Raw genomic sequence first — 23,462 nt, 5'->3', positions numbered from 1 at the left:
CGCCGTCCCACGCCGGCGGCCCCAGGGTGTCGGGATGGCCGGATTCATGTTCCCGAAAGGGGACGTTTCTGCGATCCCGCGCCAGCGGATACGTCTCCGGCGCCAAAAAACCGCGCCGCGCATTGTGCCGCAAGGGTTCAATGACTATCTGCCGTGGTTGACAGGCGCGCGTGGGCAACCAACAAAAGCAGACGTGAAAAAGCATGGCGGCAAAGGGGTCTGCGCCCGGCGCCAGAAGCATGTTCCGGCAGGATCTCCGCACCAGGGTATCCGGCCGATGCGAACCTGCTCCAGACATATGAAACCGCTCTGTCGCCCTGGCCGCCGTCTGGCGGGACAGGGAGCATGCGGAACCGGCGCGCTTTGAAAGGGGAATGACAGATCGATGCCTTGGAGCAATCAGAGTGGCGGCGGCGGTAGCGGCGGCAATGGCGGTGGTCCCTGGGGACCGCGCAACCAGGGTCCCTGGGGACAGGGCCCGCAACGGAACCCGGGCGGTCCTCCCGACCTTGAGGACCTGCTGCGGCGCGGCCAGGACCGGCTGAAAGGCATTTTCCCCGGCGGCCAGAATGGCGGCCCGGGCGTTCGCACCATTCTGCTGGCGGCCCTGGGCGCCATCGCCCTGTGGCTGCTCACCGGCTTTTACCAGGTTGGCCCCACCCAGGTCGGCATCAACCTGGTGTTCGGTAAATACGTCGGGCAGACCGGCGAGGGTCTGCGCTACAACTTCCCGTGGCCGATCGGCCAGGTGCTGCGCCCGGACGTGACGGGCCGCCGGACCATCGAGATCGGCATGCGGACCACGGACATTTCGCGCACCCGCATGCAGCAGCGGCCGGTGACGGAAGAGGGGCTGATGCTGACGGGCGATGAGAATATCGTCGATATCAGCTTCGAGGTGCAGTGGGTCGTGAACAAGGCCCAGGCGCAGGATTACGTCTTCAACCTCCAGAACCCCGACGGCACGATCCGCGTGGTCGCTGAAAGCGCCATGCGCGAGGTCGTGGGCCGGCGCAATATCCAGGCCATCCTGACCTCGGATCGCGCCGCCATTCAGGAGGATGTCCGGCAGTTGATGCAGAACACGCTGAACAGCTACGGCGCCGGCGTGATCGTCGTTCAGGTCAACCTCATTCGCGTCGACCCGCCGCAGCAGGTCATCGACGCCTTCCGCGACGTGCAGGCCGCCCGCCAGGATCAGGACCGCATGCGCAACGAGGCCGAGACCTACGCCAGCCGCATCGTGCCCGAAGCGCGCGGCAAGGCCATCGGCGTCGTGCAGCAGGCCGAGGGTTACCGCGAGCGTTCGGTGAATGACGCGGAAGGCCAGGCCGCCCGCTTCAATTCGGTCTATGAGCAATATCGCAAGGCGCCGGCGATCATTCGCGAGCGCATGTATCTGGAAACCATGGAGAACGTGCTGAAGGACTCCGACAAGGTCATCATCGACCAGAAGGGCGGCCAGGGGGTCGTGCCATATCTGCCGCTCGACCAGTTGCAACGGCGTTCCGGCGCGGCCGCTGATGGGGAGGCCGCGCGATGAACAACACGCTCAAAACAATCGGCGTCATTATCGTCGTCATCGCCGCTATCGCGCTTTATGCGGGCGCGTTCACCGTCGGCCAGACCCAGGAAGCCCTGGTGCTGCAACTTGGCCGCGTTCGCGCGGTGCTCAAGCAGCCGGGCCTCTATTTCAAGATTCCGTTCATCGAGAACGTCGTCTATGTCGACCGGCGGGTGCTGGACCTTGACCTGCCGGTGCAGGAGGTCATCGCCGCCGACCAGAAGCGTCTGGTGGTGGATACGTTCACCCGCTATCGCGTCGTCAATCCGCTGCTGTTCTATCAGACCGTCGGCACCATTCCGGGGGCGAACCAGCGCCTGACGCCGATGGTTAATTCGACGACCCGTTCGGTGCTGGCCGAGGCGACCTTCACCGCCATCGTCAAGGATGAGCGTGACCGCCTGATGAAGCGCATCCGCACGGATGTGAACCGCCAGGCCGCCAGCCTCGGCATCGAGGTGGTGGACGTGCGCCTGCGCCGGGTGGACCTGCCCGACCAGAACAGCGAGGCGGTGTTCCAGCGCATGAAGACCGAGCGTGAGCGCGAGGCGGCGGATATCCGCGCCCAGGGGTCGCAGATCGCCCAGGGCATCCGCGCCAATGCCGAACGTGAGGTCACCGTGCTGCTGGCCGAGGCCAACCGCAAGAGCGAGGAGCTGCGCGGCCAGGGCGACGCCGATCGCAACCGCATTTTGGCGGCCGCCTACAGCAAGGACCCGTCGTTCTTCGCCTTCTTCCGCTCCATGCAGGCGTATGAAGGCGCGTTGAAGGGCGTGGACACGCGCATGGTGCTGTCGCCGGATTCGGAGTTCTTCCGGTACTTCAACAATCCGGCCGCGGCGGCGCCGGCGCAGCCGCAGGCGGGCGCCCCGGCGCGTCCCTGAGCGCCGCCGTCTGGCGTTGCCTGAGCAAGGGAAAACACAAGGGGGAGGGCATCTCCCTTGTGCGCGCCCGCCACGTTGCAGATGCGCCGGAGAGGCCGCGCCGTGACTGATCTTGTTGTCGCCCTTGGCCTGTTGCTGGCCATCGAAGGTCTGCTGCTGGCCTGCGCGCCGGAATTCTCCCGCCGCATGGCCGCCGAAATTCTCGCCGCGCCCGGGGAACGTCTGCGCCTGACCGGCGTTGTAGCTGCGGTTGTTGGCGTCGCCATCATTTGGCTTTGTCTGGGGTAGATTGTGCTGCCGGACGTGTCTGATTCTCGTATCTGATTCTGATGTGTGGTCACGCCAGGGCGATCCTGACCCCATGGCGCCGCCGGGCGGCGGCGCAGGTTGGGAAAACCGCTCCATGACAAACTGGCGTGACAAACTGGATGGAGACGGATCCGCCAGTTCAACTGGAGGCGCTCAGGCGCACCCCGGGGAGCTGGATCCGGCTCTGGCGCAGGACAATGGCTCTGCGCCTCCCCAACCGGCCTGTTGCAGCGCGCGCGCGGGCAAGGAGGATTTATGAAGTTTGCTGGATTGAACATCATGGCGGCCGCCGCGTTGGCGCTCGGGCTGGCGTTTGGCGCCGCCCCGGCTGAGGCTCGCGGTCCCGCCGGGTTCGAGGACCTTGCCGACCAGGTCACCAACGCCGTGGTGAATATCTCGGCGACGACCACGGTAGAGCAGGGCAAGGACCGCATGCTGCCGCAGATTCCGCGCGGCACGCCGTTTGAGGACCTGTTCGAGGAGTTCTTCAACCGTCGCGGCGGCCCCGGCGGCCCCGACGAAGGACCGCGCCGCCAGCGCAAGTCCAGCTCGCTCGGCTCCGGCTTCATCATCGACGCCGCCGGCGTGGTGGTCACCAACAATCACGTTATTGGCGACGCCAATGACGTGGAGGTAATCCTCAACGACGGCACCAAGATGAAAGCCGAGATCGTCGGCAAGGATTCCAAGCTCGATCTCGCCGTGCTGCGCGTCAAGCCCGGCGCCACGAAGCTCACCGCCGTGAAATTCGGCGATTCCAGCAAGTTGCGCATCGGCGAGTGGGTGCTGGCCATCGGCAACCCGTTCGGCCTTGGCGGCTCGGTTTCAGCCGGCATCGTCTCCGCCATCAACCGCAATATCGATCAGGGTCCGTACGACAGCTACATCCAGACCGACGCGGCCATCAACAAGGGCAATTCCGGCGGTCCGCTGTTCAACATGGCTGGCGAGGTGGTCGGCATCAACACCGCCATCCTGTCGCCCAGCGGCGGCTCGGTCGGCATTGGCTTCTCGGTGCCCTCGTCGCTCGCCGCTCCGGTGATCGAGCAATTGCAGAAATACGGTGAAACCCGTCGCGGCTGGCTCGGCGTGCGTATCCAGAATGTTGATGACGCCACGGCCGAGGCGCTGGGCCTTGGCAAGGCGCGCGGCGCCCTGGTCGCCGGCATTGACGACAAGGGGCCCGCCAAGCCGGCCGGCATGCAGGTGGGCGACGTGATCATCCGCTTCGATGGTCAGGACGTGAAGGACAGCCGCGAACTGCCGCGCATCGTTTCGTTCTCGCCCGTTGGCAAGGAGACCGACGTCGTTGTCGTCCGCAAGGGCAAGGAGATCACGCTGAAGATCAAGCTTGGCCGCCTTGAGGATGGCGAAAAGGAAATGATGGCGCGCGGTGAGAACGTGCCCGGCATGTCGAAGCCGACCGTGCGCAAGACCCTTGGTCTTGATCTCGCGCCGCTGACTTCGGAAGGCCGCAGCCGCTTCAACATCAAGGATGACGTCAAGGGCGCGCTGATCGTCCGCGTCGATCCCGATTCACGCGCCGCGGAGAAGCGCTTGCAGCCTGGCGACACCATTGTCGAGGTGAACCAGGAGCAGGTGGCCTCGCCGGCCGACGTGACGAAGCACATCGACGCCCTGAAGAAGGACGGCAAGAAGTCCGCCCTGCTGCTGGTCGCCAATCCGCGCGGCGACGTCCGCTTCGTGGCGCTGCCGATCGAGTAAGCGGCGGCGACGCGCCCGCGGGTCGCTGAAGGGGCCTGGGCGGCCGGGTCCCTTCTCCAGCCTGGCCAGCGGCGGCATTGCGCACAAAGAAGCCGGACCCGCGCGGGTCCGGCTTTTTCCATTTTCGGTCAGGGGCGTCTGAAAACCCGGCGTACGTCGGCCGTCATTGCCCCCGCATTCAGCGCACGAACTCATCCTCGCGATAGCCCTGCGCGAACAGCAGGGTGGCGAGGTCCGTGTGGTTGATGCGGGCGCTGGCGGCGGCGGCCACGGCGGGCTTGGCGTAATAGGCCACGCCGAGCCCGGCCTCCTGCAGCATGTCGAGATCATTGGCGCCGTCGCCCACCGCCATCACCGCTTCGGGCGGCAGCTTCAGTTCCGCGCGCAGGCGCAGCAATGTCGCCTTCTTGGCCTCGCGGCCGAGAACCGGGTCAATCACCAAGCCCGTCAGCTTGCCGTCGGCGTGCGCGAGCGTATTGGAATGGTGCTCGTGAAAGCCGATTTTCTGGCTGATCGGGCCGGTAAACACCGTGAAGCCACCGGAGACCAGGCAGGTATAGGCGCCGTTGGCGCGCATGGTCATGACCAGTTCACGGCCGCCCGGGGTCAGGATCAGCCGGTCGGCGACGATGGCGTCGACCACCGCGAGATCAAGCCCCTCCAGCAGGGCGACGCGCTCGCGCAGCGCCGGCTCGAACGCCAGTTCGCCGCGCATGGCCCGTTCGGTGATCTCCGACACCTGTGGCTTCAGGCCGACGAAATCCGCCAACTCGTCGATGCATTCCTGACCGATCATGGTCGAATCCATGTCGGCGAGAAACAACTGCTTGCGGCGATGGGCGGCCGGCTGGACGATGATGTCCACCGGCGCGCCGGCTTCATCGATGAGGGCGCGCAGTTGCGCCTCGATCAGATCGACTGGCGCCGGCGACGGGAACACCAGGTCGACTGCCCGGTTTTCCGCCAGTTCACTGGTCAGCACCGGCCCGCTGGCCAGCGACGCCGCCAGCATCTTGAGCCGGGGAACGAGACTGCCGGGGCCGTGCGCCGCGAGCAGCCCGGAGCCGGCGAGGGCTGGACTTGCGACCAGGGTCGCGACAGAAGCTTCGGTCTGGTGAGTTGCAAGGGACATGGCGCGTGGCTGCTATCGTGGAAGAACCGGAACGGAAGGCCCTCGCGGACGTGATCTTGCCCGGTGAACCCGTGGACGCGGTTCTCATCGCAGGCCCGACCGCATCCGGCAAGTCCGCATTGGCCATCGACATGGCGCGGCGCATGGGCGGGGTCGTCATCAACGCCGACTCCATGCAGATCTATCGCGACCTGCACGTGCTCACCGCCCGCCCGTCCGCCGCCGACGAACGGGCCGCGCCCCACAGGCTCTATGGCGTCGTCGATGGGGCGGAAAATTTCTCCGTGGCGCGCTGGCTGGGTGAGGCGGAGCGGGAACTGCAACGGGCCAATGCGCTTGGCCTGACGCCCATCTTCGTTGGCGGCACCGGCCTGTATTTCCGGGCGCTGCTGGAAGGGCTCTCCGATATTCCGCCCGTGCCGCCGCAGTTGCGCGCCGCCCTGCGCGCCGAGGCGGACCTGCTGGCTGGCGACGCCCTGCACGCGCGCCTCGCCGCGCGCGATCCGCTGATGGCCGACCGTCTCCGGCCGGGCGATCGCCAGCGCATCCTGCGGGCGCTGGAGGTGATCGAGGCGACGGGGCGCTCGCTGGCGAGCTTTCAGCAGCAGCGCGTTCAGGGACCGCTGGCTTCGGCGCGGACACGGCGGCTGTTCCTCGCGCCGGAGCGGGCGGCGCTGTATGCGCGCATCGACGCGCGCTTCGACCAGATGATGCGGCAGGGGGCGGTGGAGGAGGTGGAGCGCCTTGCGGCCCGCGGCCTCGATCCGGCGCTGCCGGTGATGCGCGCCCACGGCGTTCCCGGCCTGATGGCCTGGCTGCGTGGCGAGGGCGGTCGCGAGGCGGCGGTGACGCGCGGCAAGGCCGACACCCGCCACTACGCCAAGCGCCAGTTCACCTGGTTCCGCCACCAGATGACGGGCTGGACCTGGGTTGACGTTCCGTTGGCCTGAGGCTGGCGACGGGCGGGCGTGGAAGCGCCAGGCCGGCAAATTCATGGATCAGCTCATCCGTCGGGGAGTTCGCAAGGTCAGGCCCGCGCCGTCGATCACGACAAAGCGTCAATCGGCGGTCCCGGCGCGGCGGCTGGAGGCGCATGGGCGACGGGGTCTGGCCGGGCGATTGTTTCGAATGCGATTCATTCAGGCAGCGCTTCATCAATGCAGCGAAAGTTTGCAGCTTGGCGCGGCTGCTGGGCGAAAGCGCCGGCTTTCATCGCCCTGAGGTGCGATCGGGCTGCTTCATGTGATCCCCTCAGAACCGTATAACAACCTCGACACCCGTCTCAATGACCTCCTCGATCGACGGAGAGGCCGCGCGCTCTTCGGTCGCCGCTTCGTTGGCATGCCGCGACGCGCTCGCGGCTGAGGGGGCAACGCGGCTCCCGCCCGCTGCCGCAGCCGGCATCGAGCCGACAGCCTCCGATGCGCCGTCCGGCATCCTGACCCGGAGCCGGCCACCGCCCATCGCCGCAGCCGGCATCGAGTCGACAGTCTCCAATGCCCCGGCCGGCATCTCGACCCGGAGCGGTTCAATCTGCGGCGCACTGACCGTATAGGGAGGCGGTGGTGTCTGCTGGGGGAGATCCGCGTAATCCGGTGGCGGGGGAAGCTGCTCTATCGCCCATGGCTCACTCCGAAGTCGTGATGAGGCAGTCAGTTCACCTGGCGAGGGAGCCCGCATGGGCGTTGGTTCATTATCGAGCCGGGGTCCGAGCAAGGCTGGATGGCGGTTTCTGACGTGGCCTTGCCAGGGCGTTATGGGCAGGGAGCCTTCCGGGCCGCGAGCAGAGTCAGGCGACAGGCTCGCAACGCGCCTGACCCTTTGATCAGGAGGCGGAGAACCGCGATGCCAGGCAATGTATTGTCCATTGATCCACGAATTCAGTCCCATGTTGTGTGCCTCCGTGGGGCGCGCGCTCCGGGATGGAGACCGGGCGGCCTGTTGCCCTGCATTCCATCAGGATATTAACATTAGTATGTTGCATCAAATTAGATGTATATAATAATAATTTTAAATTGTTGTTCAGAATAAAAATCTTAAAAACCCGGTATAGCTTCGAGCCATCCCCATATACGTTGCTGGCGATAATCTGCTTCGGCTTCGCGTGCAGTCCGTAGCCGGCCGCCGTGTCTGGCGCCAGCGGGGAGATCCACGCCTGCAAGGCCGCGCAACGGCTGGCTGCGGTTGGCGCCTATCGGGTTCATTCGTTGAGCTGCGGGATAATAATTAATCTGGGGCTGACCTACCATCCTGCCGTTTTCAATCATGACGTGGACGACGGAGTTGTAGATATTTGCGCCAACTGTTTCTGTAGTGTCATAGTTCGCTGCGCGAGACAAATTATTTAATATTGATGTTGTTGAGCTGCATGCCGATGTTTCTGTTGAAGAATTGATTAAATCATCGTTGAGTATATCGACTTCCGCGATATCGTTTCTTGCTGCGCGCGGTCGATGGCCCAGTTCCGGGGGGGCGCGGTCGCGCCTCATCATTGGTTGTCTCGCCAACGCGTTGGGTCTTGCCGGGAAAGCTGCGAGAGGGGCAGGGCGGTCAAGACCGACTGGCGCGCGCCGTTCCGGGCGCGCCGCCGCTGCCCCTCCGCTATTCCCTGCCGCCCGGACCGCGTCCCACTGCGCAGATGTTATGCCCTGGAAGATCGGGATCGTCCGGAACGGGTTTCCATAGAGCATCGGGCGATAGTAGTGCTGTTGCATGAAAGTGTAGGCGCTCGCATAGTCTTCTCTCTGGATGGCGCTGTACAGAGGGGCATGATTGAGGGGGAAAAGTTCGGCTGGCATGTCCTTAAGCTCCGCTCCATCATCCGACCTGCGCGAGATCGCGCCTTGCGGGAAGTATGGCGGCGCTGGCGCCTGGCGCCAGTAAAGCCGCAGAGCGGTCGCTTTGCGGCGATGCGCAAATGAGTGCAGGGCTGCACCGCCGCCAGGGCGCGTGAATCGCCATCGCACGTTCGGCGTCGCAATTTGCCGTTGACGCCCTCCGTCACTTCCATTAGCGTTCCGCCAGATCGAAACAGGAGTGAGGCGCAATGCGCGCTATTCTTATCGTATGTGAGGCGCCATCGACGGAGCGGTGAAAACCGCAGGTCCGGTGATGGCGCGTGCAGGGTCCCTCGGGGCCCTTTTTTGTTGCCTGGAGCAGACCGCAGATATGTCATGGCGCCGCCATGCGGCGGAACAGGGCTCCAGCTGGCGATGCGCCAGCAAGACGGAATAACGCTGTTGATCCAGCCGGGCGCCGGATGCACACAGCAGGCGGAGACGGGAGAAGAGCCATGAGCGAGACAATGACCGGCGCCGAGATGGTCATTCGCGCCCTGCAGGACCAGGGCGTGGAGCACATTTTCGGTTATCCAGGCGGCGCGGTGCTGCCGATCTATGACGCCATGTTCCATCAGGAGAAGGTGCGTCACGTTCTTGTCCGCCATGAGCAGGGCGCCGTGCACGCCGCCGAGGGATATGCCCGTTCCACCGGCAAGGTCGGCTGCGTGCTCGTCACCTCCGGCCCCGGCGCCACCAACGCCGTGACCGGCCTCGCCGACGCTTTGCTGGATTCGATCCCGCTGGTCTGCATCACCGGCCAGGTGCCGACGCATCTGATCGGCTCCGATGCCTTTCAGGAGTGCGACACGGTCGGCATCACCCGCCACTGCGCCAAGCACAATTACCTGGTGAAGCGCATTGAGGACCTGCCGCGCATTCTGCACGAGGCGTTTTACGTGGCCTCGAACGGGCGTCCCGGCCCGGTGGTCGTCGACATCCCGAAGGACATCCAGTTCGCCTCCGGCAGCTATGAGCGGCCGCGCGACAACCAGCACAAGACCTACCGTCCGAAGGTCAAGGGTGATCTGGAGGCGATCCGCGTCGCCGTGAAAATGATGGGCGAGGCGAAAAAGCCGATTTTCTACACCGGCGGCGGCGTCATCAATTCCGGCCGCGAGGCCTCCGCGCTGCTGCGCGAGCTGGTGCGTCTGACCGGCTTCCCCATCACCTCGACGCTGATGGGCCTTGGCGCATACCCGGCCTCGGACAACCAGTTCCTGGGCATGCTGGGCATGCACGGCGCCTATGAGGCCAACATGGCCATGCATGACTGCGATCTGATGATCTGCGTCGGCGCCCGTTTCGACGACCGCATCACTGGCCGTCTGGACGCCTTCTCGCCCGGGTCAAAGAAGATCCACATCGACATCGACCCTTCGTCGATCAACAAGAACGTCAAGGTCGACGTGCCGGTCATTGGCGATTGCGCCCACGTGCTGGAGGACATGGTGCGGCTGTACCGCGCCTCCGGCGCCCGCCCCGACAAGGGGGCCCTGGACGCCTGGTGGAAGCAGATCGACGCCTGGCGCGCCCGCAACGGCTTCGCCTACCACAATTCGGATATCACCATTAAGCCGCAGTACGCCCTGCAGCGCCTGCAGGAGCTGACGAAGGACCGCGACGTCTACTTCACCACCGAGGTGGGCCAGCACCAGATGTGGGCGGCGCAGTTCCTGAAGTTCGAGGAGCCGAACCGCTGGATGACCTCCGGTGGCCTTGGCACCATGGGCTATGGCCTGCCCGCCGCCATCGGCGTGCAGATGGCCCATCCGGACGCCCTGGTGATCGATGTCGCGGGCGAGGCCTCGATCCTGATGAACATGCAGGAGATGTCGACGGCGCTGCAGCACCGGCTGCCGGTGAAGATCTTCATCCTCAACAACGAATACATGGGCATGGTGCGCCAGTGGCAGGAACTGCTGCATGGCGGGCGGTATTCGGAGAGCTATTCGGAGGCCCTGCCGGACTTCGTCAAGCTGGCCGAGGCCTATGGCGGCGTTGGCATCCGCTGCAGCGATCCGAAGGAGCTCGATGCGGCGATCCTGCAGATGATCAACACCGACCGTCCGGTGATCTTCGACTGCATCGTCGACAAGACCGAGAACTGCTTCCCGATGATTCCGTCGGGCAAGGCGCACAACGAGATGATCCTCGGCGACGCCGCCACCGACATCGGCTCGGTGATCGACGAAGCCGGCAAGATGCTCGTCTGACGCGGCCTGGTTCAGGCGGGGCGGGCCGCCGCCTCGCCTGAAACGGACGCCAGGTAAGCCCTGGGAAGCCGCTGCCGGGGATATCCCGGTCAGGGTTTTCGCAGCCAGGAGGATGTGGACATGAAGCTGATCGTCGCCAGCAAGCGTTATTCGTCATGGTCACTGCGCCCCTGGCTCGCCATGCGCGTCGCCGGCGCGCCGTTTGAGGAGCACGTCATCATCCTGCGCCAGCCGGATACGAAAGCGGAAATCGCCAGGTATTCGCCATCCGGCGTCGTTCCGGTGCTGCGCGATGGCGATCTCACCGTATGGGACTCGCTGGCGATCATCGAGTATGTCGCCGAGCGCTTTCCGGAAGCGGGCCTGTGGCCGGCGGACGCTGGCCAGCGGGCCGTGGCCCGCTCGGTTTCCGCCGAGATGCACGCAGGCTTCCAGGCTTTGCGCATGGCCTGTCCGATGAATCTCGGCATGCGCTTCGCCGCCCGCGACCGGGGCGAGGCGGTGGACGCCGCCGTGGCCCGGGTTTGCGCCATCTGGCGCGGGCTGCGTGAAAAGCACGCCGCGTCCGGGCCGTTCCTCTTCGGCGCCTTCACCGCCGCCGACGCCATGTATGCGCCGGTGGTCTGCCGCCTCGATGGCTATTCCATTCCGGTCGACGACGTCTGCCGCGCCTATATGGACGCGGTGCTGGCGCTGCCGGCCTTTCAGGAGTGGCGCGCGGCGGGCCTGAAGGAGCCGGGCATTGCCGATTACGACAATATCGACGAGACGCTGGTCGCACGCTTCTGAGGCGCGTCTCCTGTTTTGAAATAACGGCGGCCGCGCCGGGCCAGGGGCCCCGCCAGGCATCGCCAAAGACCGGGTACAACTGATGAAATCGCACTATTCCGACGCGCCGGCCGCCCAGAAGATCGCCCGCCACACCCTGGCGGTGATCGTCGACAACGAACCAGGGGTTCTTGCCCGCATCGCTGGCCTGTTTTCGGGACGTGGCTACAATATCGAGAGCCTCACGGTTTCGGAGACCGAGCACGAGGAGCACCTGTCGCGCATCACCATCGTCACCTCCGGCGACGATGCGGCGATCGCCCAGATCATGGCGCAGCTCGACCGGCTGGTGCCGGTGCACCGCGTCGACGATCTCACCGCCACGGGCGAGGCGGTTGAGCGTGAACTGGCGCTGGTGAAGGTGGCCGGTCGCGGCGAGCACCGCGTGGAAGCCCTGCGCCTTGCCCAGGCCTTCGGCGCCCGCACCCTCGACGCCACGCTGAACTCGTTCATCTTCGAGTTCACCGGCGCCATCGAAGAGGTTGACCGCTTCATCCGCGTCATGACGGAAACCGGCGTGGTGGAAGTGGCCCGCACCGGCGTCGCCGCCCTGTCGCGCGGCTCCGCCCGGGGCTGAACCACCCGGCGGATCGCGGCGGACTGACGCCGGGGCAAGACGTTGCGGGGGGCGCCGCGCCTGGCGGGACCAGGGCGGCGCCTGAGCTTCCAGCGCGGATGCGCCGGCATTGTCGCGGCATTGTCGCGACCTGGAATTACTGCCCGCCGGTGAAGCCGCCGGCTTCCAGGTAGGCCAGCTCATCCGCCGTCATTTCGCGGCCCAGAATGTGGTTGCGATGCGGAAAGCGGCCGAAGCGGGCGATGATGTCGCGATGCTCCTCGGCGTAGCGCAGGCCATCGGCATTGCCGAGCGCCTGGTACAGGGCGACGCACCGCACCTGGTCCGCCAGCTCTTCGGAGTGCATGAACGGCAGGTAGAAAAAGCTGCGCAACTCCGGCGCAACCCGGGCGTCATAACCGCGCTCCAGGCTGGCGGCGGCGATGCGGCGCGCCGCCGGGTCGGTGGCGAAAGCCGCCGGCGTGCTGCGGTAAATATTGCGCGGTATCTGGTCGAGCAGCAGCACGAGGGCGAGGGCGCCTTCCGGCGTCGCCTGCCAGCCGTCCAGTTCGCCGCGCGCCGCGGCGGCCTGGGCCGCGCCGAAGCGGTCGCGCAGCATGGCGTCGAAGGCGTCGTCGCGGCTGAACCATTTTTCGTAGCCGGCGTCCCGCCAGGCCGCGACCAGGTCAGCCGGCTCCGGCAGCGCCGCATTGGTGTTGGCGGCGACGGGCGTGAAGGGGGCGTTTCGGGTCATCATGCCGGGCAGCATCGCCTGGATTCACCCGGGTGGGAATATCCCCGGCGCGCCGCGCCGGACCAGGGAGCGGACTACGTGCATGCGCCGCCGGTGGCGGGGCTGCATTTTGAGAAATTCGCCGGATGTCGCGCCGGCGGCGGACTGGCGGTTTTTCGCGCCGCGAGCCCGAAGCATGCGACCGGACGCGGGACCCTCGCCGTATGCGGCCGCCATGGGCAAGGAATGACTTGACCAACTGGCCGTGGCGGGTTTTACCGCCACCGTCTGTTTCATTGCCGGAACGTTCCTGGCGCGGTTCGCGCGCTGCGGGCGGACCGGGGGTCTGGCTGTCGTGGGGCGACGGCGGCCAGGCCGGTTCTGATCTGATCGTCGGCACTTGGCCCGCGACCTTCGCCAGAGGATGTATGTGATGCGTGTTTACTATGACCGCGATGCGGATCTGAACCTGATCAAGGGCAAGAAGGTCGCGATCGTCGGCTACGGCAGCCAGGGCCACGCCCATGCCCAGAACCTGCGCGATTCGGGCGTCAAGGACGTCGCCATCGCCCTGCGCCCAGACAGCGCCACGGTGAAGAAGGCCGAAGGCGCCGGCTTCAAGGTGATGAGCCCGGCCGAGGCCGCCAAATGGGCCGACGTCGTCATGATGCTGACGCCGGACGAGCTGCAGGCCGACATCTATCGCGACCATCTGCACGACAACATGAAGAACGGCGCGGCGCTGATGTTCGCCCACGGTCTGAACGTGCACTTCAACCTGATCGAGCCGCGCAAGGACCTGGACGTGCTGATGGTCGCCCCGAAGGGCCCGGGCCATACCGTCCGTTCCGAATACCTGCGTGGCGGCGGCGTGCCGACCCTGATCGCCATCCACCAGGACGCCACCGGCAACGCCCATGACATCGGCCTGTCCTACGCCTCCGCCAATGGCGGCGGTCGCGCCGGCATCATCGAGACGTCCTTCAAGGAAGAGTGCGAGACGGACCTGTTCGGCGAGCAGGCCGTGCTGTGCGGCGGCGCTGTCGAGCTGATCCGCGCCGGCTTCGAAACCCTCGTCGAGGCGGGTTACGCCCCGGAGATGGCCTATTTCGAGTGTCTGCACGAGCTGAAGCTGATCGTCGACCTCATCTATGAGGGCGGCATCGCCAACATGAACTACTCGATCTCCAACACCGCCGAATACGGCGAGTACGTCACCGGCCCGCGCATCATCACCGCCGAGACGAAGGCCGAGATGAAGCGCGTGCTGGAGGACATCCAGTCGGGCAAGTTCACCCGCGACTGGATGCTGGAGAACAAGGTCAACCAGGCGTCGTTCAAGGCCACCCGCGCCCGCAACAACGCTCATCCGATCGAGGAAGTTGGCGCCAAGCTCCGCGACATGATGCCGTGGATCAAGGAAAAGGCCCTGGTCGACAAGTCGAAGAACTGAGCCGCGCCTCTTTCCTGGAGGCCGCGCCAGATCGCCGCCTCCCGAAGGGCTGAACGCTGCGACGCGAACGGGTCCGCCCGTTCGCGTTTTTTGTTTGCCGTCGCCCCGCGGCCCACCGCGCCAGGCGAGGCGTCACGGGCATCGATATTTTCGTGGGGCAAAGGCCAGGACAACCGTCAGGGTCACGCGGCCCCCAGCTGTTCGCGTCAAACGCGGACATCAAGGCGCGGGCAGCGTGGAACCGCCGCGCGATGATCCCCGGCGCGGCTCCCCGCCCGCGAACCACGCGGCCAACCCGGGTTCCGCCCGGACAGCCCTGGCCCTGTCGGTCTATCTGTCTCAGTTCGACGGGCGCAGCCGGTTCAGCACCAGGCCGACGAGGGCCGTCACGATGGCGCCGCTGGCCCCGCCGCCCACCAGATTGCCGGCCAGCGCGGTGAGATCCGTAGCCGAGCCGCCCTGAAGCACCGGCAACGCCGCCTGCAGCACCTGCCCCAGAACGCCGCCGCCAACGGCGCCGGCCACTGCGTTGACGACGCCGCCCATGTCAATGGACGGCGAGGCGCGACCGGCCATGCCGCCGCCGGCGGCGCCGCCGATCAGGTTCATGGCCAGAGAAATCAGTTGATCCATCCGTCAATCTCCCAGTCGTCAAAAGATGAAGAGAAGACATGCGATGAATTTATACTATCACGATTTTGTGTTATTGTAAGTGCCTGAACCAGTCCAGTGCTTCTCCAGGAAGTAATATGCCAAAACTCCACACGGCGGCGGACGAAATATTGGCGATCTGGAACGGAATGTGCGGCAGGTGAAACACGCCGGCGGCCAGCGGAACGAACGCCCGCAGCGGGCCGGAAAAGCGGCCGATGAAGACGCCGGGCACGCCCCATTTGCGGGTGAACGCTTCGGCCTTGTCCATGAAATGCGGCGCGCGCGAGAACGGCCAGTAGTCGCGGATGCTGTCCTTCAGCCAGTAACCGACGGCGTAAGAGAGCCAGTCGCCGAGAACCGCCCCGATCATCGCGCCCGCCCATACCGGCCAGAACGGGATGCCGCTGGCCGCCAGCAATGCGCCGATCGCCAGCAGGATGCCGGTGGCCGGCACAATGAACGAAATGATCGCCATGGACTCAGCGAAGGCCAGCCCGCCGACAATGAACGGCGCCCAGGCCTGGTGCTGCTGGATGAAGCTGATGACGGTCTGCGAAATGTCGGCAAAGTTCATCTGGTTTCCGTTAGCGGCGCCATTGCTGGCGAGGGGCGACGCCGGCCGGTCAGGGTCAGCCAGGGTCAGGCATGGGGCCAACCATGTCGGCAAGCCCCCATGTCGGGGGGCAAGCACGCGCCGGTCAAGTATGGGGCGCCGTCGACGGACCGGAAACCGCCGGCGTCCGGGGGCGCGCGACGGATCCGCCGTCGGGGGCGGAGCGCCGGTTGCGCCACGCGGCGGCCGCGCCAGCGGGTCCATCTGGACGCCGGCGTTGTCCCCGGCCAGTCCCATTTGGGGGCAGCCTGTCGCCGCCCATCTCCGCCGCCCGCCGCCCGCTGCGCCGCTCTCCGCGCCGTCCTCCGCCTGGACCCCACGCCGGCCCGGGGGCCTGCCCGGTTGCGGGCAGGCAGGCCGTCCTGTCGCCCAGGCGGGGCTGGCGTGATGGCGCAAAGCAGTTAATTTGCCAACGGCGGCTTCTGGCCGGATTCGCCTGTGACGCACGCCGTTTTCCGGCGCGCTCCCTTCTGGCCAGCGCGCGCCATGTTTGCTGGCCGCCGCCAGCCTGTTCAGCTCCGCACCGGGAGAACCCATGAACATCCTGTCCATCCAGTCCCATGTTGCTTACGGCCATGTCGGCAATGCGGCGGCGGTGTTTCCGATGCAGCGCATGGGCGTTGAGGTCTGGCCGATTCTCACCGTGCAGTTTTCCAACCACACGGGCTATGGCGCCTGGACGGGGCCGGTGTTCGAAGGCGCGATGATCGCCGAAATCGCGCGCGGCGTTGAGGCGCGCGGCGTGTTTCCGCAGTGCGACGGCGTGCTTTCTGGCTACGCTGGTTCGGCGGCGATCGGCGAGGCCATTCTCGATGTGGCGGCGCGGGTGCGGGCCGCCAACCCGGAGGCGCTGTATTGCTGCGATCCGGTGATCGGCGACGTGGGGCGCGGCGTATTCGTGCGGCCGGACGTGCCGGAGTTCATGCGCCGCCAGGCCATGCCCGCCGCCGATGTGGCCACGCCGAACCAGTTCGAGCTGGAGCTGCTGTCCGGCTGTCAGGTTACCTCCATGGCGGAAGCCCGCGACGCCATCCGCATCGCCCACGGGCTTGGCCCCGCCGTCCTGCTCATCACCTCGCTCCATACGGCGGAAACGCCAGACGATTGCATCGACATGGTGGCCTCGGGGCCCGAGGGGATCTGGGGCGTGCGCACGCCGCGCATCGATCGCTATTTCACCGGCGCTGGCGATGTGACCGCCGCGCTGTTTTTCAGCCATTATCTGCGCGAACGCTCCGTCGCCAGCGCCGTCAGCGCCGCCGCCTCGTCGGTGCACGGCCTGCTGGCCGCCACCGCCGCGTCCGGCCAGAGCGAACTGCAACTGGTCCAGGCCCAGGAGGAATTCGTGGCGCCGTCGCGCAGGTTTGAGGCGATCCAGCTGTGAGCGGCGGCGCGCCTGCCTGCGCCGGCGGCGCCTTTCCCTGGCGCGGCGCCCCCGCCATCGTTCCCGTGCGCGAGGTTTCGGTGCGCGTGGCGCAGGAGCCCTGGCCCTGGGCCGAGGCCAATCGCGACGTCATTGATCGCCACTGGCGGGGGGCGCTGGAGCGCAAACCACAAATGTTCAACGGGCGCGTGCTGCTGTCCCGCCGCCCGGCGATTGTTGATGGACGCTATGAGGCCACCTGTCTGCCGGTGGACTTTGCCGCCTTCCTGACCTGGCGGGACCTCGGCTGGCCCGACGACACGGTGGTGAACGGTTTTTCCATGGCGGCCCTGCGCGCCGCTGACGGGCCATGGCTCGCGGGCGTCCAGGGCGGGCATACCGCCAATTCAGGCCAGATCTATTTCGCCGCCGGCACGCCCGACCTGTCGGACGTCCGCCCGGACGGGACGCTGGATTTGCAGGGCAATATCGTGCGTGAGCTGGCGGAGGAAACCGGTCTCGACGCCAGTGAACTGACCTTCGCCGATGGCTGGCGCGCGGTGCTGGACGGCGGCCGCGTCGCCCTGATGCGCGAGGCGCGCTCGGCCTTGCCGGCCGATGCGCTGGCAAGGCGGATTCGCGATTTCATCGCGGCAGACCCCGCGCCGGAGCTCGCCGACGTGCGCCTGTTTCACAGCCCGGCCGATATCGACCCAGCCCGCATGCCGCCCTTCATGGTCGCCTGGCTTGCCGCCGCGTTCGCGCAGGACGCAGCCCGGGCCTGACCCCGACGTGCGCCTGCCGCCGCGCCGGGCAGACCCGCCGGCGCCGGATTTGTCGCGGACCCGTGCGCCGTGTGCTTCCAGCAAGGCGCTTGCAGCAGATCCGCTGCGTGAAAGGCGACGTTTCCCCGTCGGTCGGGGGAAGGCGGGCGATGGCCCCGTCGCCGCCTCCGGGGCTCGCGTCTGCCGGGGAAGGTTCCGGCGTTATGCACAGATGCGCCGATTTTCCCCAGCGTCATAAAAAAGTTTGGTCTGGCGCTTGTGGGCGCTGGACAACCGGGGAGGGGATTGGTATCCACCGCTCACCAAACGGCGGCGGCCACAAACGCCCCGCCGGACTGAAGATGGGCGCATAGCTCAGTTGGTAGAGCAGCTGACTCTTAATCAGCGGGTCCTAGGTTCGAGCCCTAGTGCGCCCACCATCTTCACAAAAAACAACCCGCTTCGGCGGGTTTTTTTGTGCCCGCGTCATGGACGCGCGATGCGGGCGACCGGCGCAAAATGGCTGGTTTTTCCGCCCCTGCTTCCTGCCCCCATTCCGCTCACGATCGCGCGCCCTGCTGAAGCGCCTTGCCGGCTTCACCCGCGCGGCCGGTGTGGGGAGCCAAGTCCGGATCGCATCAGGGCGGCGCTCGCAAGGCTCCACCCGCGCGCGGCCGGCCGGGGAAGCCGCCGGGTTGGTTCGCCAGGCGAGTCGTGCGACGCTCCCTCATTCGCGCTTGTGAGGGAGGATTTGCCAATGGCCATCGAAACCAGGGCCGAACGCCGGTTATTGTCGCGTGATGAGCTTGAGCTCGTTGTGTTGACGCGACGAAGCGAGATTACTGCCGTCGCGGACGCGGATTTGCGCAAGACGGTGTCGTTGCTGCGGGAGCGGCGGGACCGGGCGCGGGCCATTGCCCGCCAGCAGCGCCGCGAGATGCGCGGCAAGGCCCATGCCTCGACGCCGGCCAGTGACAACAGTGGTTCAAAGATGAAAGCGCGGGTGCTGTCCGGCGCGATCCAGCGCGCCAACAGGGAGTTGTCGCGCCGGCAGGCTGTCGCGGCGCGGCAGGAGCTGGTCAGCAATTCCCGTCGCGCCCTGAAACTGAAGAACGCGGCCAGGAAACCCGCGGTCCCCAAGGGCGGGCGGACCGCCAATGAGGGCATGCTTCCCAACCCGTCAAAAAAAGCTGAACGGATTGGCAGCCCCATGGAGGCCGGCCGGGTGTCCCAGTTCGTGAAGGACGCCCAGGCCCGCAAGGACGCCCGTGACTGAACGCCAGGTCTGCCTGGCCGTCCGGCCGGGCGTGGCCGGCGCTATCGCCACAGGCCGTAACGCTCCCACTGGCTGCCAGGGATTTCGTCGCCGAGCTGGTAGGTGAAGCGCAGCACCGACAGGCGGTCCGGCGTCGCCTCGCAACTGAACGACATCTGGCGCCAGTGGCCCTTGCTGCGCACCGCGCCGCCCGACCCCGAAAGCGTGTCGTCCTTTTCCTTCGCGGGGGAGAGCGCATCAAGCATGGCGCGGTCCGGCCGTATGGCGCCGCTCTCCCTGGCGATGACCTTCATGGCGGCGACATCGCATATCTGCTGGAAGCGTTGCGCCGGATCGAGGCGCATCAGCGAGCGGGTCAGACGGGCGTCGGCGGTGGCGACAGGCGCCGTGGCGTTGGCGGCTGCGCACAGGCCGGGAACAAGGAGAAACGCCGCCTGAATGCAGGCGACGGCGTGTTTGCGCAAATCAGATGATGACAATGTTTCGCACTTCATGTGGCGCGGGGCGCCGGTGAAGCCTCTTGTTGGAGCATTTTCGCCGGAAAATGCGTCAATCCGGAATGCGTGGCTTCCGGGTAACCCGGTTGCCGCTGCAAAGGTCCGCGCGTGCTTCCTGAAGATTGCGCGCCCACGCCCCTCACGGGCGAGCGGGCTTGCGCCATCTGGAGGTTCCGCGTTCTCGTGGAGGAAATCCACGAAAGCGTCGTCCGCCCCAAGCGTGAACTGCACGGTGTGACGTTGCTGGGAACCATATTGCATGCATCTTTGCAAGGTGGGCGGCGCCGGCCCCTGTCGCAAGCATTGCGCGGTGCGCTGCCGCCAGCCGATGTCAGGCGCATGGCGGGACTGAATTCCTCATGCCAGACTGGCGCGGCCAGAATATGGCGCTGGTCCGCCGCCAGGGCGGGAAGCCGGACAACAAAAGCGCTTGGCGGTTTCGCTGCGGGCGAAGCCGCGATGGAGGAACGCCATGGAGCAACAGTTGATGCAAGGCGCCCCGCCGGGGCCAGACGGGCAGGTGACGCTGGCGAACTGGCGGCAGTCGCCGTTCAGCAAATGGGGATTCCGCAACCTGCGCAACCTCGTCCCCACGGCGGCCATCGCCGGGGCGACCGGTAGCGAGGTTACGCCGTTGCGGGAGGCATGGCGCGACCTCGGCGAGCTTGACCTGGTCGACGCGGCGGGCGCGCGCCTCCCGGCGCACCGGTATCTGCGCGCCATCAATGTCGACGGGCTCGTTGTCCTGCGTCGTGGCGAACTGGCGTATGAACTTTACGACAACGGTCTAGAGGCAAGCCGGCAGCACATCCTGTTCTCGGTCAGCAAGTCGGTGACCGGCGTGCTCGCCGGCGTGCTGGCGGATCGCGGCCTGCTCGACCCGGACCGCCCCGCCGCCGATTACGCGCCTGAACTGAAAAGCTCGGTCTATGCCGGGGCCACTGTGCGCCATCTGCTGGACATGACGGTGTCCATCGGCTTCAGCGAGGATTACGCTGATCCCAACGGCGACATGCCGGCCTACCGCCGCGCCGTGGGCTGGGACCCGGGCGGCCCCGTCGGCGGCGCCGATCTGCGCGGCTTCCTCGCCAGCCTCAAAACGCCGGGCGAAACCGCCCATGGCGAGGTCTTCCACTATGTGTCGCCGGATACCGATACGCTTGGCTGGGTGCTGGAGCGGGCCGGTGGGGCGCCGTTCGCCCAGATGCTGTCGGACCTGATCTGGCGCCCCATGGGCGCGGAGCGCGAGGCATGGGTCACGCTCGACTCCTTTGGCGCGCCGCGCACGGCCGGCGGCGTCTGCATGACGACGCGTGATCTGGCCCGGTTCGGCGAGATGATGCGGCGGGGCGGCGTGGCCAATGGCCGCCAGATCGCGCCAGCCTGGTGGGTGGACGATATCCGCTCCAACGGCGACCGTCGCGCCTGGGAGCGCGGCAATTTCGCGGCCATGGGGTTTCCGGCCAGCCGCTATCGCAGCAAATGGTACCTGTTCGATGAGGAGACGGGGGCTTTCGGCGGCGCCGGTATCCACGGCCAGTGGCTGTATGTCTGCCCGACCAGCGAGGTGGTGATCGCGGCGTTCAGTTCCCAGCCGGACGCCGCCGATATTCCTTATTCCGTCGCATGGATCGCCAATTGCAAGCACATCGCGCGCGAGCTTGGCGCCGCCTGAGCACGTTCGCCAGGATGGCGGCGCGTGTCGTGGAAGGCCCGGTTGCCGAAGGCGCCGGGCTGGGCGGCGACGGCGCCCGCCGGGCTACGGCGCCGATGGCCCCATGGCGATCATGCCATGCGGCCAGGATGAAACGGCGGAGGTGAGGCCGGCGGCGTAGGCGCCCGCGACAGGCGTCGGCGTCCCGCTCGCCGAAGCCGCCGAAGCCATGGCGGCGCGCGCGCCATCATGCGCCAGGGCGATGCGCGCCGATGGCGAGGAGGGCTGGGATGCCTGGACGTCCGTCGCCGGCAGGCGCAGGGCTGCTGGCCCGGCGCCTGGCCCGGATGCGAGACGCGCGAATGTCAGGCTGACGGCGCCCTGCGCCACCATCACCGGCGGCGCCTTGCGCACGCCTGGCCGGATGACGACGTCCCGGCCGGCGAAAGCCAGCGCCTCGGGGCGGCTGATAATGCCGAGCGAGGGATGGTTGCGCATCCGGGCGAAGTGAGGGTGCATGCCGCCGTCGGCGTAGGTGATGCGGATGGATGGCGCGCCGTCGTCAATCTGCCTGGCGATCGCTTCCTGTTCCGCATGGAGGCGCGCCGTGGCCTGGGCCTCCAGGGCCCGTTCCCGATATGGCGTGAAAGCGTAGCGTTTGCCGGCGACCGTGACGCGCGGCGGCAGGCCCGTGGCCTCGAAGCGATCATTGCCCGCCTTGAGTTGGCGCCAGAAATCAATATCCGGATCGTCCCGCATCCGCGCCATGTTCCTGGCGGTCATGCGGAAAGGAAACGCCTGGAACTGAACGGATTTCTGCCCACCTTTGAACGCGTCCCGCAACAGGGCGTAAACCTCTTCGATGCCGGCGTTCGTCATGGCGTAGCACCCCATGGACGAGCATACGCCATGAACCATCAAATAGGAGCCGGTATAGCCATTCGCCCGGTCGTAGGCGTTGGGGAAACCGGTGTCGAACGACAGGTGGTAGGCGGAGTTCGGGTTCATCAGCCTGGGCGTGATGTCGTAAAATCCCTCCGGCGCCTGGCGGTCCCCGGTTTTCCGCTTGGGGCCCAGCCGCCCGGACCAGCGGCACACGGGAAACGTCTTCAGCAGCGCGTACCGGCCATCGGCGCGCTGCTTCCAGATTTCCAGTTCGGCTTCCTTCTTGAAGACGCGCACGAGCACGCCGGCGCCAGGCGCCATGCCCTTCTCGCGCATCAACGCGGCCGTGCGCCCGGGCACGGGCGCATCGGCTTTCGAGGCAAGCGCCGGCTCCGCCGCCAAAAGCGCCAGCAGCGTCGCGCCTGCATACCCAGCCCGGAGTGTCCCGCGCATCGCTCCTCGTCTCCCGACATTCTGCGACCCGTCAAACCGTTATCGCCATATGATTATCAGAACACAAATCAGGCGAAGATATTGCGGTCGCCCACGTCCCCGGCCGGGCGCGAACGGATACGCATCCAGGATTCGGTCATTCCCATGCTGATGGACAAGATTTGCGCCTTCACCGCCAGTCCCGGCGCTGAAGCGTGCTATCACCGAATTGTGAGATTCATGTTTTTGAACAATTTAAGCGAACTATCCATCAAAAACTGACCGGGGTTGGCAGTATGTCGGAAATTTGAACTTCTACTTTCCCTGTTATTGCGTAAGTTGCGACTTCCCGAAGGAGAGTGCGTTATGGAGAAAGCTGAGGGAAGCGGGCAGATGGTGGCGATTACCGCCGATATCGTCGCTTCATTTGTCGCCAATAACCGGGTTGAGCTGGATCAGTTGCCAGCACTGATCGCCTCCGTCCACGCGTCCCTGCAAAAACTCGGGCAGGGCGGCGCGCCAGACGCTGGGGAAGCCCCGCAGCCGGCCGTACCCGTCAAGCGGTCGGTGACGCCGGATTACATCATCTGCCTTGAGGACGGAAAGCGCTTCAAATCACTCAAGCGTCATCTGCGCACGGCCTATGACATGACGCCGGAAGCATATCGGGCGCGCTGGGGGCTGCCGCCAGATTATCCCATGGTCGCCCCGAACTATGCAGCCTCGCGCTCCGCGCTGGCCAAGTCCATGGGGCTCGGTCGCAAGCCGGACAGCGAAAGCGCCGGCGACAAGGCGGCCTGATCGCAGCGCCTCCGGCGCAGCATGACGAATATCAGCGCCGGGGCTTTCCACAGGGAGACCCCGGCGTTTTTTCGCGGAAAAATACTGTCTCGCGATAATGTTAGCCGGCGTCGCGTATCGCGGATCCCCGAAGGCAGGCTGACAGCACCGCGCCGAATTTCCGCATTTTGGGATTTGTGGCGTTGACATGTGGGCTGGGAGGGTCCTATAAGCCGCTCATCAGCGACGGGGCGCGGCCCTGAAGCTTCCCGGAGACTTCCCGAAAGTCAGGCGGAACGGACCGATC

21 protein-coding genes and 1 tRNA gene are annotated in these 23,462 nt (G+C 66.3%); 15 read left to right on the top strand and 7 right to left on the bottom strand.

Annotated features, from left to right (window positions below; translation table 11 throughout):
* The first annotated feature begins 385 nt into the window (after positions 1-385).
* From hflK to EV666_RS15185, 4 genes are all read left to right on the top strand, one after another.
* Positions 386-1,543 (top strand): FtsH protease activity modulator HflK, encoded by a 1,158-nt coding sequence (gene hflK, locus EV666_RS15200; protein ID WP_132010018.1) that lies wholly within the window; start codon positions 386-388, stop codon positions 1,541-1,543.
* Complete coding sequence (hflC, locus tag EV666_RS15195) at positions 1,540-2,448, top strand: protease modulator HflC (protein WP_132010015.1); 909 nt, start codon at positions 1,540-1,542, stop codon at positions 2,446-2,448. Before hflK ends, hflC begins: the two co-directional genes overlap by 4 nt.
* Before the next feature lie 102 nt (positions 2,449-2,550).
* Complete coding sequence (locus tag EV666_RS15190; protein ID WP_132010012.1) at positions 2,551-2,736, top strand: DUF2065 family protein; 186 nt, start codon at positions 2,551-2,553, stop codon at positions 2,734-2,736.
* Positions 2,737-3,012: 276 nt separating this feature from the next.
* A complete protein-coding gene (locus EV666_RS15185) occupies positions 3,013-4,482 on the top strand; it encodes a Do family serine endopeptidase (protein WP_132010009.1) in 1,470 nt (489 codons plus the stop codon).
* 178 nt (positions 4,483-4,660) lie between these two features.
* On the opposite strand, the gene serB is transcribed toward EV666_RS15185, so the two are convergent.
* A complete protein-coding gene (gene serB, locus EV666_RS15180) occupies positions 4,661-5,614 on the bottom strand; it encodes a phosphoserine phosphatase SerB (protein WP_132010006.1) in 954 nt (317 codons plus the stop codon).
* A gap of 50 nt (positions 5,615-5,664) precedes the next feature.
* Between serB and miaA the strand changes: the two genes are divergently transcribed.
* Positions 5,665-6,564 carry a tRNA (adenosine(37)-N6)-dimethylallyltransferase MiaA gene (miaA, locus tag EV666_RS15175; protein WP_132010133.1) on the top strand — a complete coding sequence of 300 codons (900 nt, stop codon included), beginning with the start codon at positions 5,665-5,667 and terminating at the stop codon, positions 6,562-6,564.
* Positions 6,565-7,650: 1,086 nt separating this feature from the next.
* On the opposite strand, the gene EV666_RS15170 is transcribed toward miaA, so the two are convergent.
* Positions 7,651-8,412 (bottom strand): hypothetical protein, encoded by a 762-nt coding sequence (locus EV666_RS15170; protein ID WP_132010003.1) that lies wholly within the window; start codon positions 8,410-8,412, stop codon positions 7,651-7,653.
* 494 nt (positions 8,413-8,906) lie between these two features.
* Here EV666_RS15170 and EV666_RS15165 point away from each other — a divergent pair, with 494 nt between their 5' ends.
* The 3 genes from EV666_RS15165 to ilvN all read left to right on the top strand — a co-directional run bounded on the left by EV666_RS15165 (position 8,907) and on the right by ilvN (position 12,072).
* Entirely contained in the window at positions 8,907-10,667 is a 1,761-nt protein-coding gene (locus EV666_RS15165) for an acetolactate synthase 3 large subunit (RefSeq protein ID WP_132010000.1), read from the top strand.
* Positions 10,668-10,787: 120 nt separating this feature from the next.
* A complete protein-coding gene (locus tag EV666_RS15160; RefSeq protein WP_132009997.1) occupies positions 10,788-11,456 on the top strand; it encodes a glutathione S-transferase family protein in 669 nt (222 codons plus the stop codon).
* Positions 11,457-11,538: 82 nt separating this feature from the next.
* A complete protein-coding gene (ilvN, locus tag EV666_RS15155; protein WP_132009994.1) occupies positions 11,539-12,072 on the top strand; it encodes an acetolactate synthase small subunit in 534 nt (177 codons plus the stop codon).
* A 136-nt stretch (positions 12,073-12,208) separates the two neighbouring features.
* Here the strand turns inward: ilvN and EV666_RS15150 are convergent, their stop codons facing one another.
* Entirely contained in the window at positions 12,209-12,805 is a 597-nt protein-coding gene (locus tag EV666_RS15150) for a DUF924 family protein (protein WP_132010130.1), read from the bottom strand.
* 412 nt (positions 12,806-13,217) lie between these two features.
* Here EV666_RS15150 and ilvC point away from each other — a divergent pair, with 412 nt between their 5' ends.
* A complete protein-coding gene (gene ilvC, locus EV666_RS15145) occupies positions 13,218-14,237 on the top strand; it encodes a ketol-acid reductoisomerase (RefSeq protein WP_132009991.1) in 1,020 nt (339 codons plus the stop codon).
* 339 nt (positions 14,238-14,576) lie between these two features.
* On the opposite strand, the gene EV666_RS15140 is transcribed toward ilvC, so the two are convergent.
* Positions 14,577-14,870 (bottom strand): hypothetical protein, encoded by a 294-nt coding sequence (locus EV666_RS15140; protein WP_132009988.1) that lies wholly within the window; start codon positions 14,868-14,870, stop codon positions 14,577-14,579.
* A gap of 70 nt (positions 14,871-14,940) precedes the next feature.
* Positions 14,941-15,465: a DedA family protein gene (locus EV666_RS15135; RefSeq protein WP_132009985.1), complete on the bottom strand. Its 525-nt coding sequence runs from the start codon at positions 15,463-15,465 to the stop codon at positions 14,941-14,943.
* Positions 15,466-16,039: 574 nt separating this feature from the next.
* Between EV666_RS15135 and pdxY the strand changes: the two genes are divergently transcribed.
* The 4 genes from pdxY to EV666_RS15115 all read left to right on the top strand — a co-directional run bounded on the left by pdxY (position 16,040) and on the right by EV666_RS15115 (position 18,907).
* On the top strand, positions 16,040-16,888 hold the full coding sequence (pdxY, locus tag EV666_RS15130) for a pyridoxal kinase PdxY (protein ID WP_132009982.1): 849 nt from the start codon (positions 16,040-16,042) through the stop codon (positions 16,886-16,888).
* Entirely contained in the window at positions 16,885-17,652 is a 768-nt protein-coding gene (locus tag EV666_RS15125) for an NUDIX hydrolase (RefSeq protein WP_132009979.1), read from the top strand. The genes pdxY and EV666_RS15125 overlap by 4 nt, the downstream gene beginning before the upstream one ends.
* 343 nt (positions 17,653-17,995) lie before the next feature.
* A tRNA-Lys gene (locus EV666_RS15120) sits at positions 17,996-18,071 on the top strand.
* A gap of 317 nt (positions 18,072-18,388) precedes the next feature.
* Complete coding sequence (locus EV666_RS15115) at positions 18,389-18,907, top strand: hypothetical protein (protein ID WP_132009976.1); 519 nt, start codon at positions 18,389-18,391, stop codon at positions 18,905-18,907.
* 41 nt (positions 18,908-18,948) lie between these two features.
* Here EV666_RS15115 and EV666_RS18300 read toward each other — a convergent pair whose 3' ends face one another.
* Positions 18,949-19,386: a DUF930 domain-containing protein gene (locus EV666_RS18300; protein WP_165910036.1), complete on the bottom strand. Its 438-nt coding sequence runs from the start codon at positions 19,384-19,386 to the stop codon at positions 18,949-18,951.
* Positions 19,387-19,876: 490 nt separating this feature from the next.
* Between EV666_RS18300 and EV666_RS15105 the strand changes: the two genes are divergently transcribed.
* Positions 19,877-21,079, top strand: a complete 1,203-nt coding sequence (locus EV666_RS15105; protein ID WP_132009970.1) for a serine hydrolase domain-containing protein — start codon at positions 19,877-19,879, stop codon at positions 21,077-21,079.
* An 84-nt stretch (positions 21,080-21,163) separates the two neighbouring features.
* Here the strand turns inward: EV666_RS15105 and EV666_RS15100 are convergent, their stop codons facing one another.
* Positions 21,164-22,396, bottom strand: coding sequence for a L,D-transpeptidase family protein (locus EV666_RS15100; protein WP_132009967.1), 1,233 nt, complete (start codon positions 22,394-22,396; stop codon positions 21,164-21,166).
* 345 nt (positions 22,397-22,741) lie between these two features.
* On the opposite strand from EV666_RS15100, the gene EV666_RS15095 reads away from it, so the two are divergent.
* Positions 22,742-23,176 carry a Ros/MucR family transcriptional regulator gene (locus tag EV666_RS15095; protein ID WP_132009964.1) on the top strand — a complete coding sequence of 145 codons (435 nt, stop codon included), beginning with the start codon at positions 22,742-22,744 and terminating at the stop codon, positions 23,174-23,176.
* The last annotated feature ends 286 nt before the right edge of the window (positions 23,177-23,462 follow it).

Source organism: Camelimonas lactis (assembly GCF_004342915.1).
GTDB classification, from domain to species: domain Bacteria; phylum Pseudomonadota; class Alphaproteobacteria; order Rhizobiales; family Beijerinckiaceae; genus Camelimonas; species Camelimonas lactis.
Note: the sequence above shows the minus strand (reverse complement) of the source record. Positions and strands in the feature narration are given on the sequence as shown.

Bases quoted from the DNA above. Each gene is read 5' to 3' on its own strand.
- pdxY (WP_132009982.1), top strand. From the start codon at position 16,040: ATGAACATCCTGTCCATCCAGTCCCATGTTGCTTACGGCCATGTCGGC.
- hflC (WP_132010015.1), top strand. From the start codon at position 1,540: ATGAACAACACGCTCAAAACAATCGGCGTCATTATCGTCGTCATCGCC.
- EV666_RS15100 (WP_132009967.1), bottom strand. From the start codon at position 22,396: ATGCGCGGGACACTCCGGGCTGGGTATGCAGGCGCGACGCTGCTGGCG.
- ilvC (WP_132009991.1), top strand. From the start codon at position 13,218: ATGCGTGTTTACTATGACCGCGATGCGGATCTGAACCTGATCAAGGGC.
- EV666_RS15095 (WP_132009964.1), top strand. From the start codon at position 22,742: ATGGAGAAAGCTGAGGGAAGCGGGCAGATGGTGGCGATTACCGCCGAT.
- hflK (WP_132010018.1), top strand. From the start codon at position 386: ATGCCTTGGAGCAATCAGAGTGGCGGCGGCGGTAGCGGCGGCAATGGC.
- EV666_RS15165 (WP_132010000.1), top strand. From the start codon at position 8,907: ATGAGCGAGACAATGACCGGCGCCGAGATGGTCATTCGCGCCCTGCAG.
- serB (WP_132010006.1), bottom strand. From the start codon at position 5,614: ATGTCCCTTGCAACTCACCAGACCGAAGCTTCTGTCGCGACCCTGGTC.
- ilvN (WP_132009994.1), top strand. From the start codon at position 11,539: ATGAAATCGCACTATTCCGACGCGCCGGCCGCCCAGAAGATCGCCCGC.
- EV666_RS15150 (WP_132010130.1), bottom strand. From the start codon at position 12,805: ATGACCCGAAACGCCCCCTTCACGCCCGTCGCCGCCAACACCAATGCG.
- EV666_RS15140 (WP_132009988.1), bottom strand. From the start codon at position 14,870: ATGGATCAACTGATTTCTCTGGCCATGAACCTGATCGGCGGCGCCGCC.
- EV666_RS15185 (WP_132010009.1), top strand. From the start codon at position 3,013: ATGAAGTTTGCTGGATTGAACATCATGGCGGCCGCCGCGTTGGCGCTC.
- EV666_RS15170 (WP_132010003.1), bottom strand. From the start codon at position 8,412: ATGCCAGCCGAACTTTTCCCCCTCAATCATGCCCCTCTGTACAGCGCC.
- EV666_RS15115 (WP_132009976.1), top strand. From the start codon at position 18,389: ATGGCCATCGAAACCAGGGCCGAACGCCGGTTATTGTCGCGTGATGAG.
- EV666_RS15135 (WP_132009985.1), bottom strand. From the start codon at position 15,465: ATGAACTTTGCCGACATTTCGCAGACCGTCATCAGCTTCATCCAGCAG.
- EV666_RS15105 (WP_132009970.1), top strand. From the start codon at position 19,877: ATGGAGCAACAGTTGATGCAAGGCGCCCCGCCGGGGCCAGACGGGCAG.
- EV666_RS15160 (WP_132009997.1), top strand. From the start codon at position 10,788: ATGAAGCTGATCGTCGCCAGCAAGCGTTATTCGTCATGGTCACTGCGC.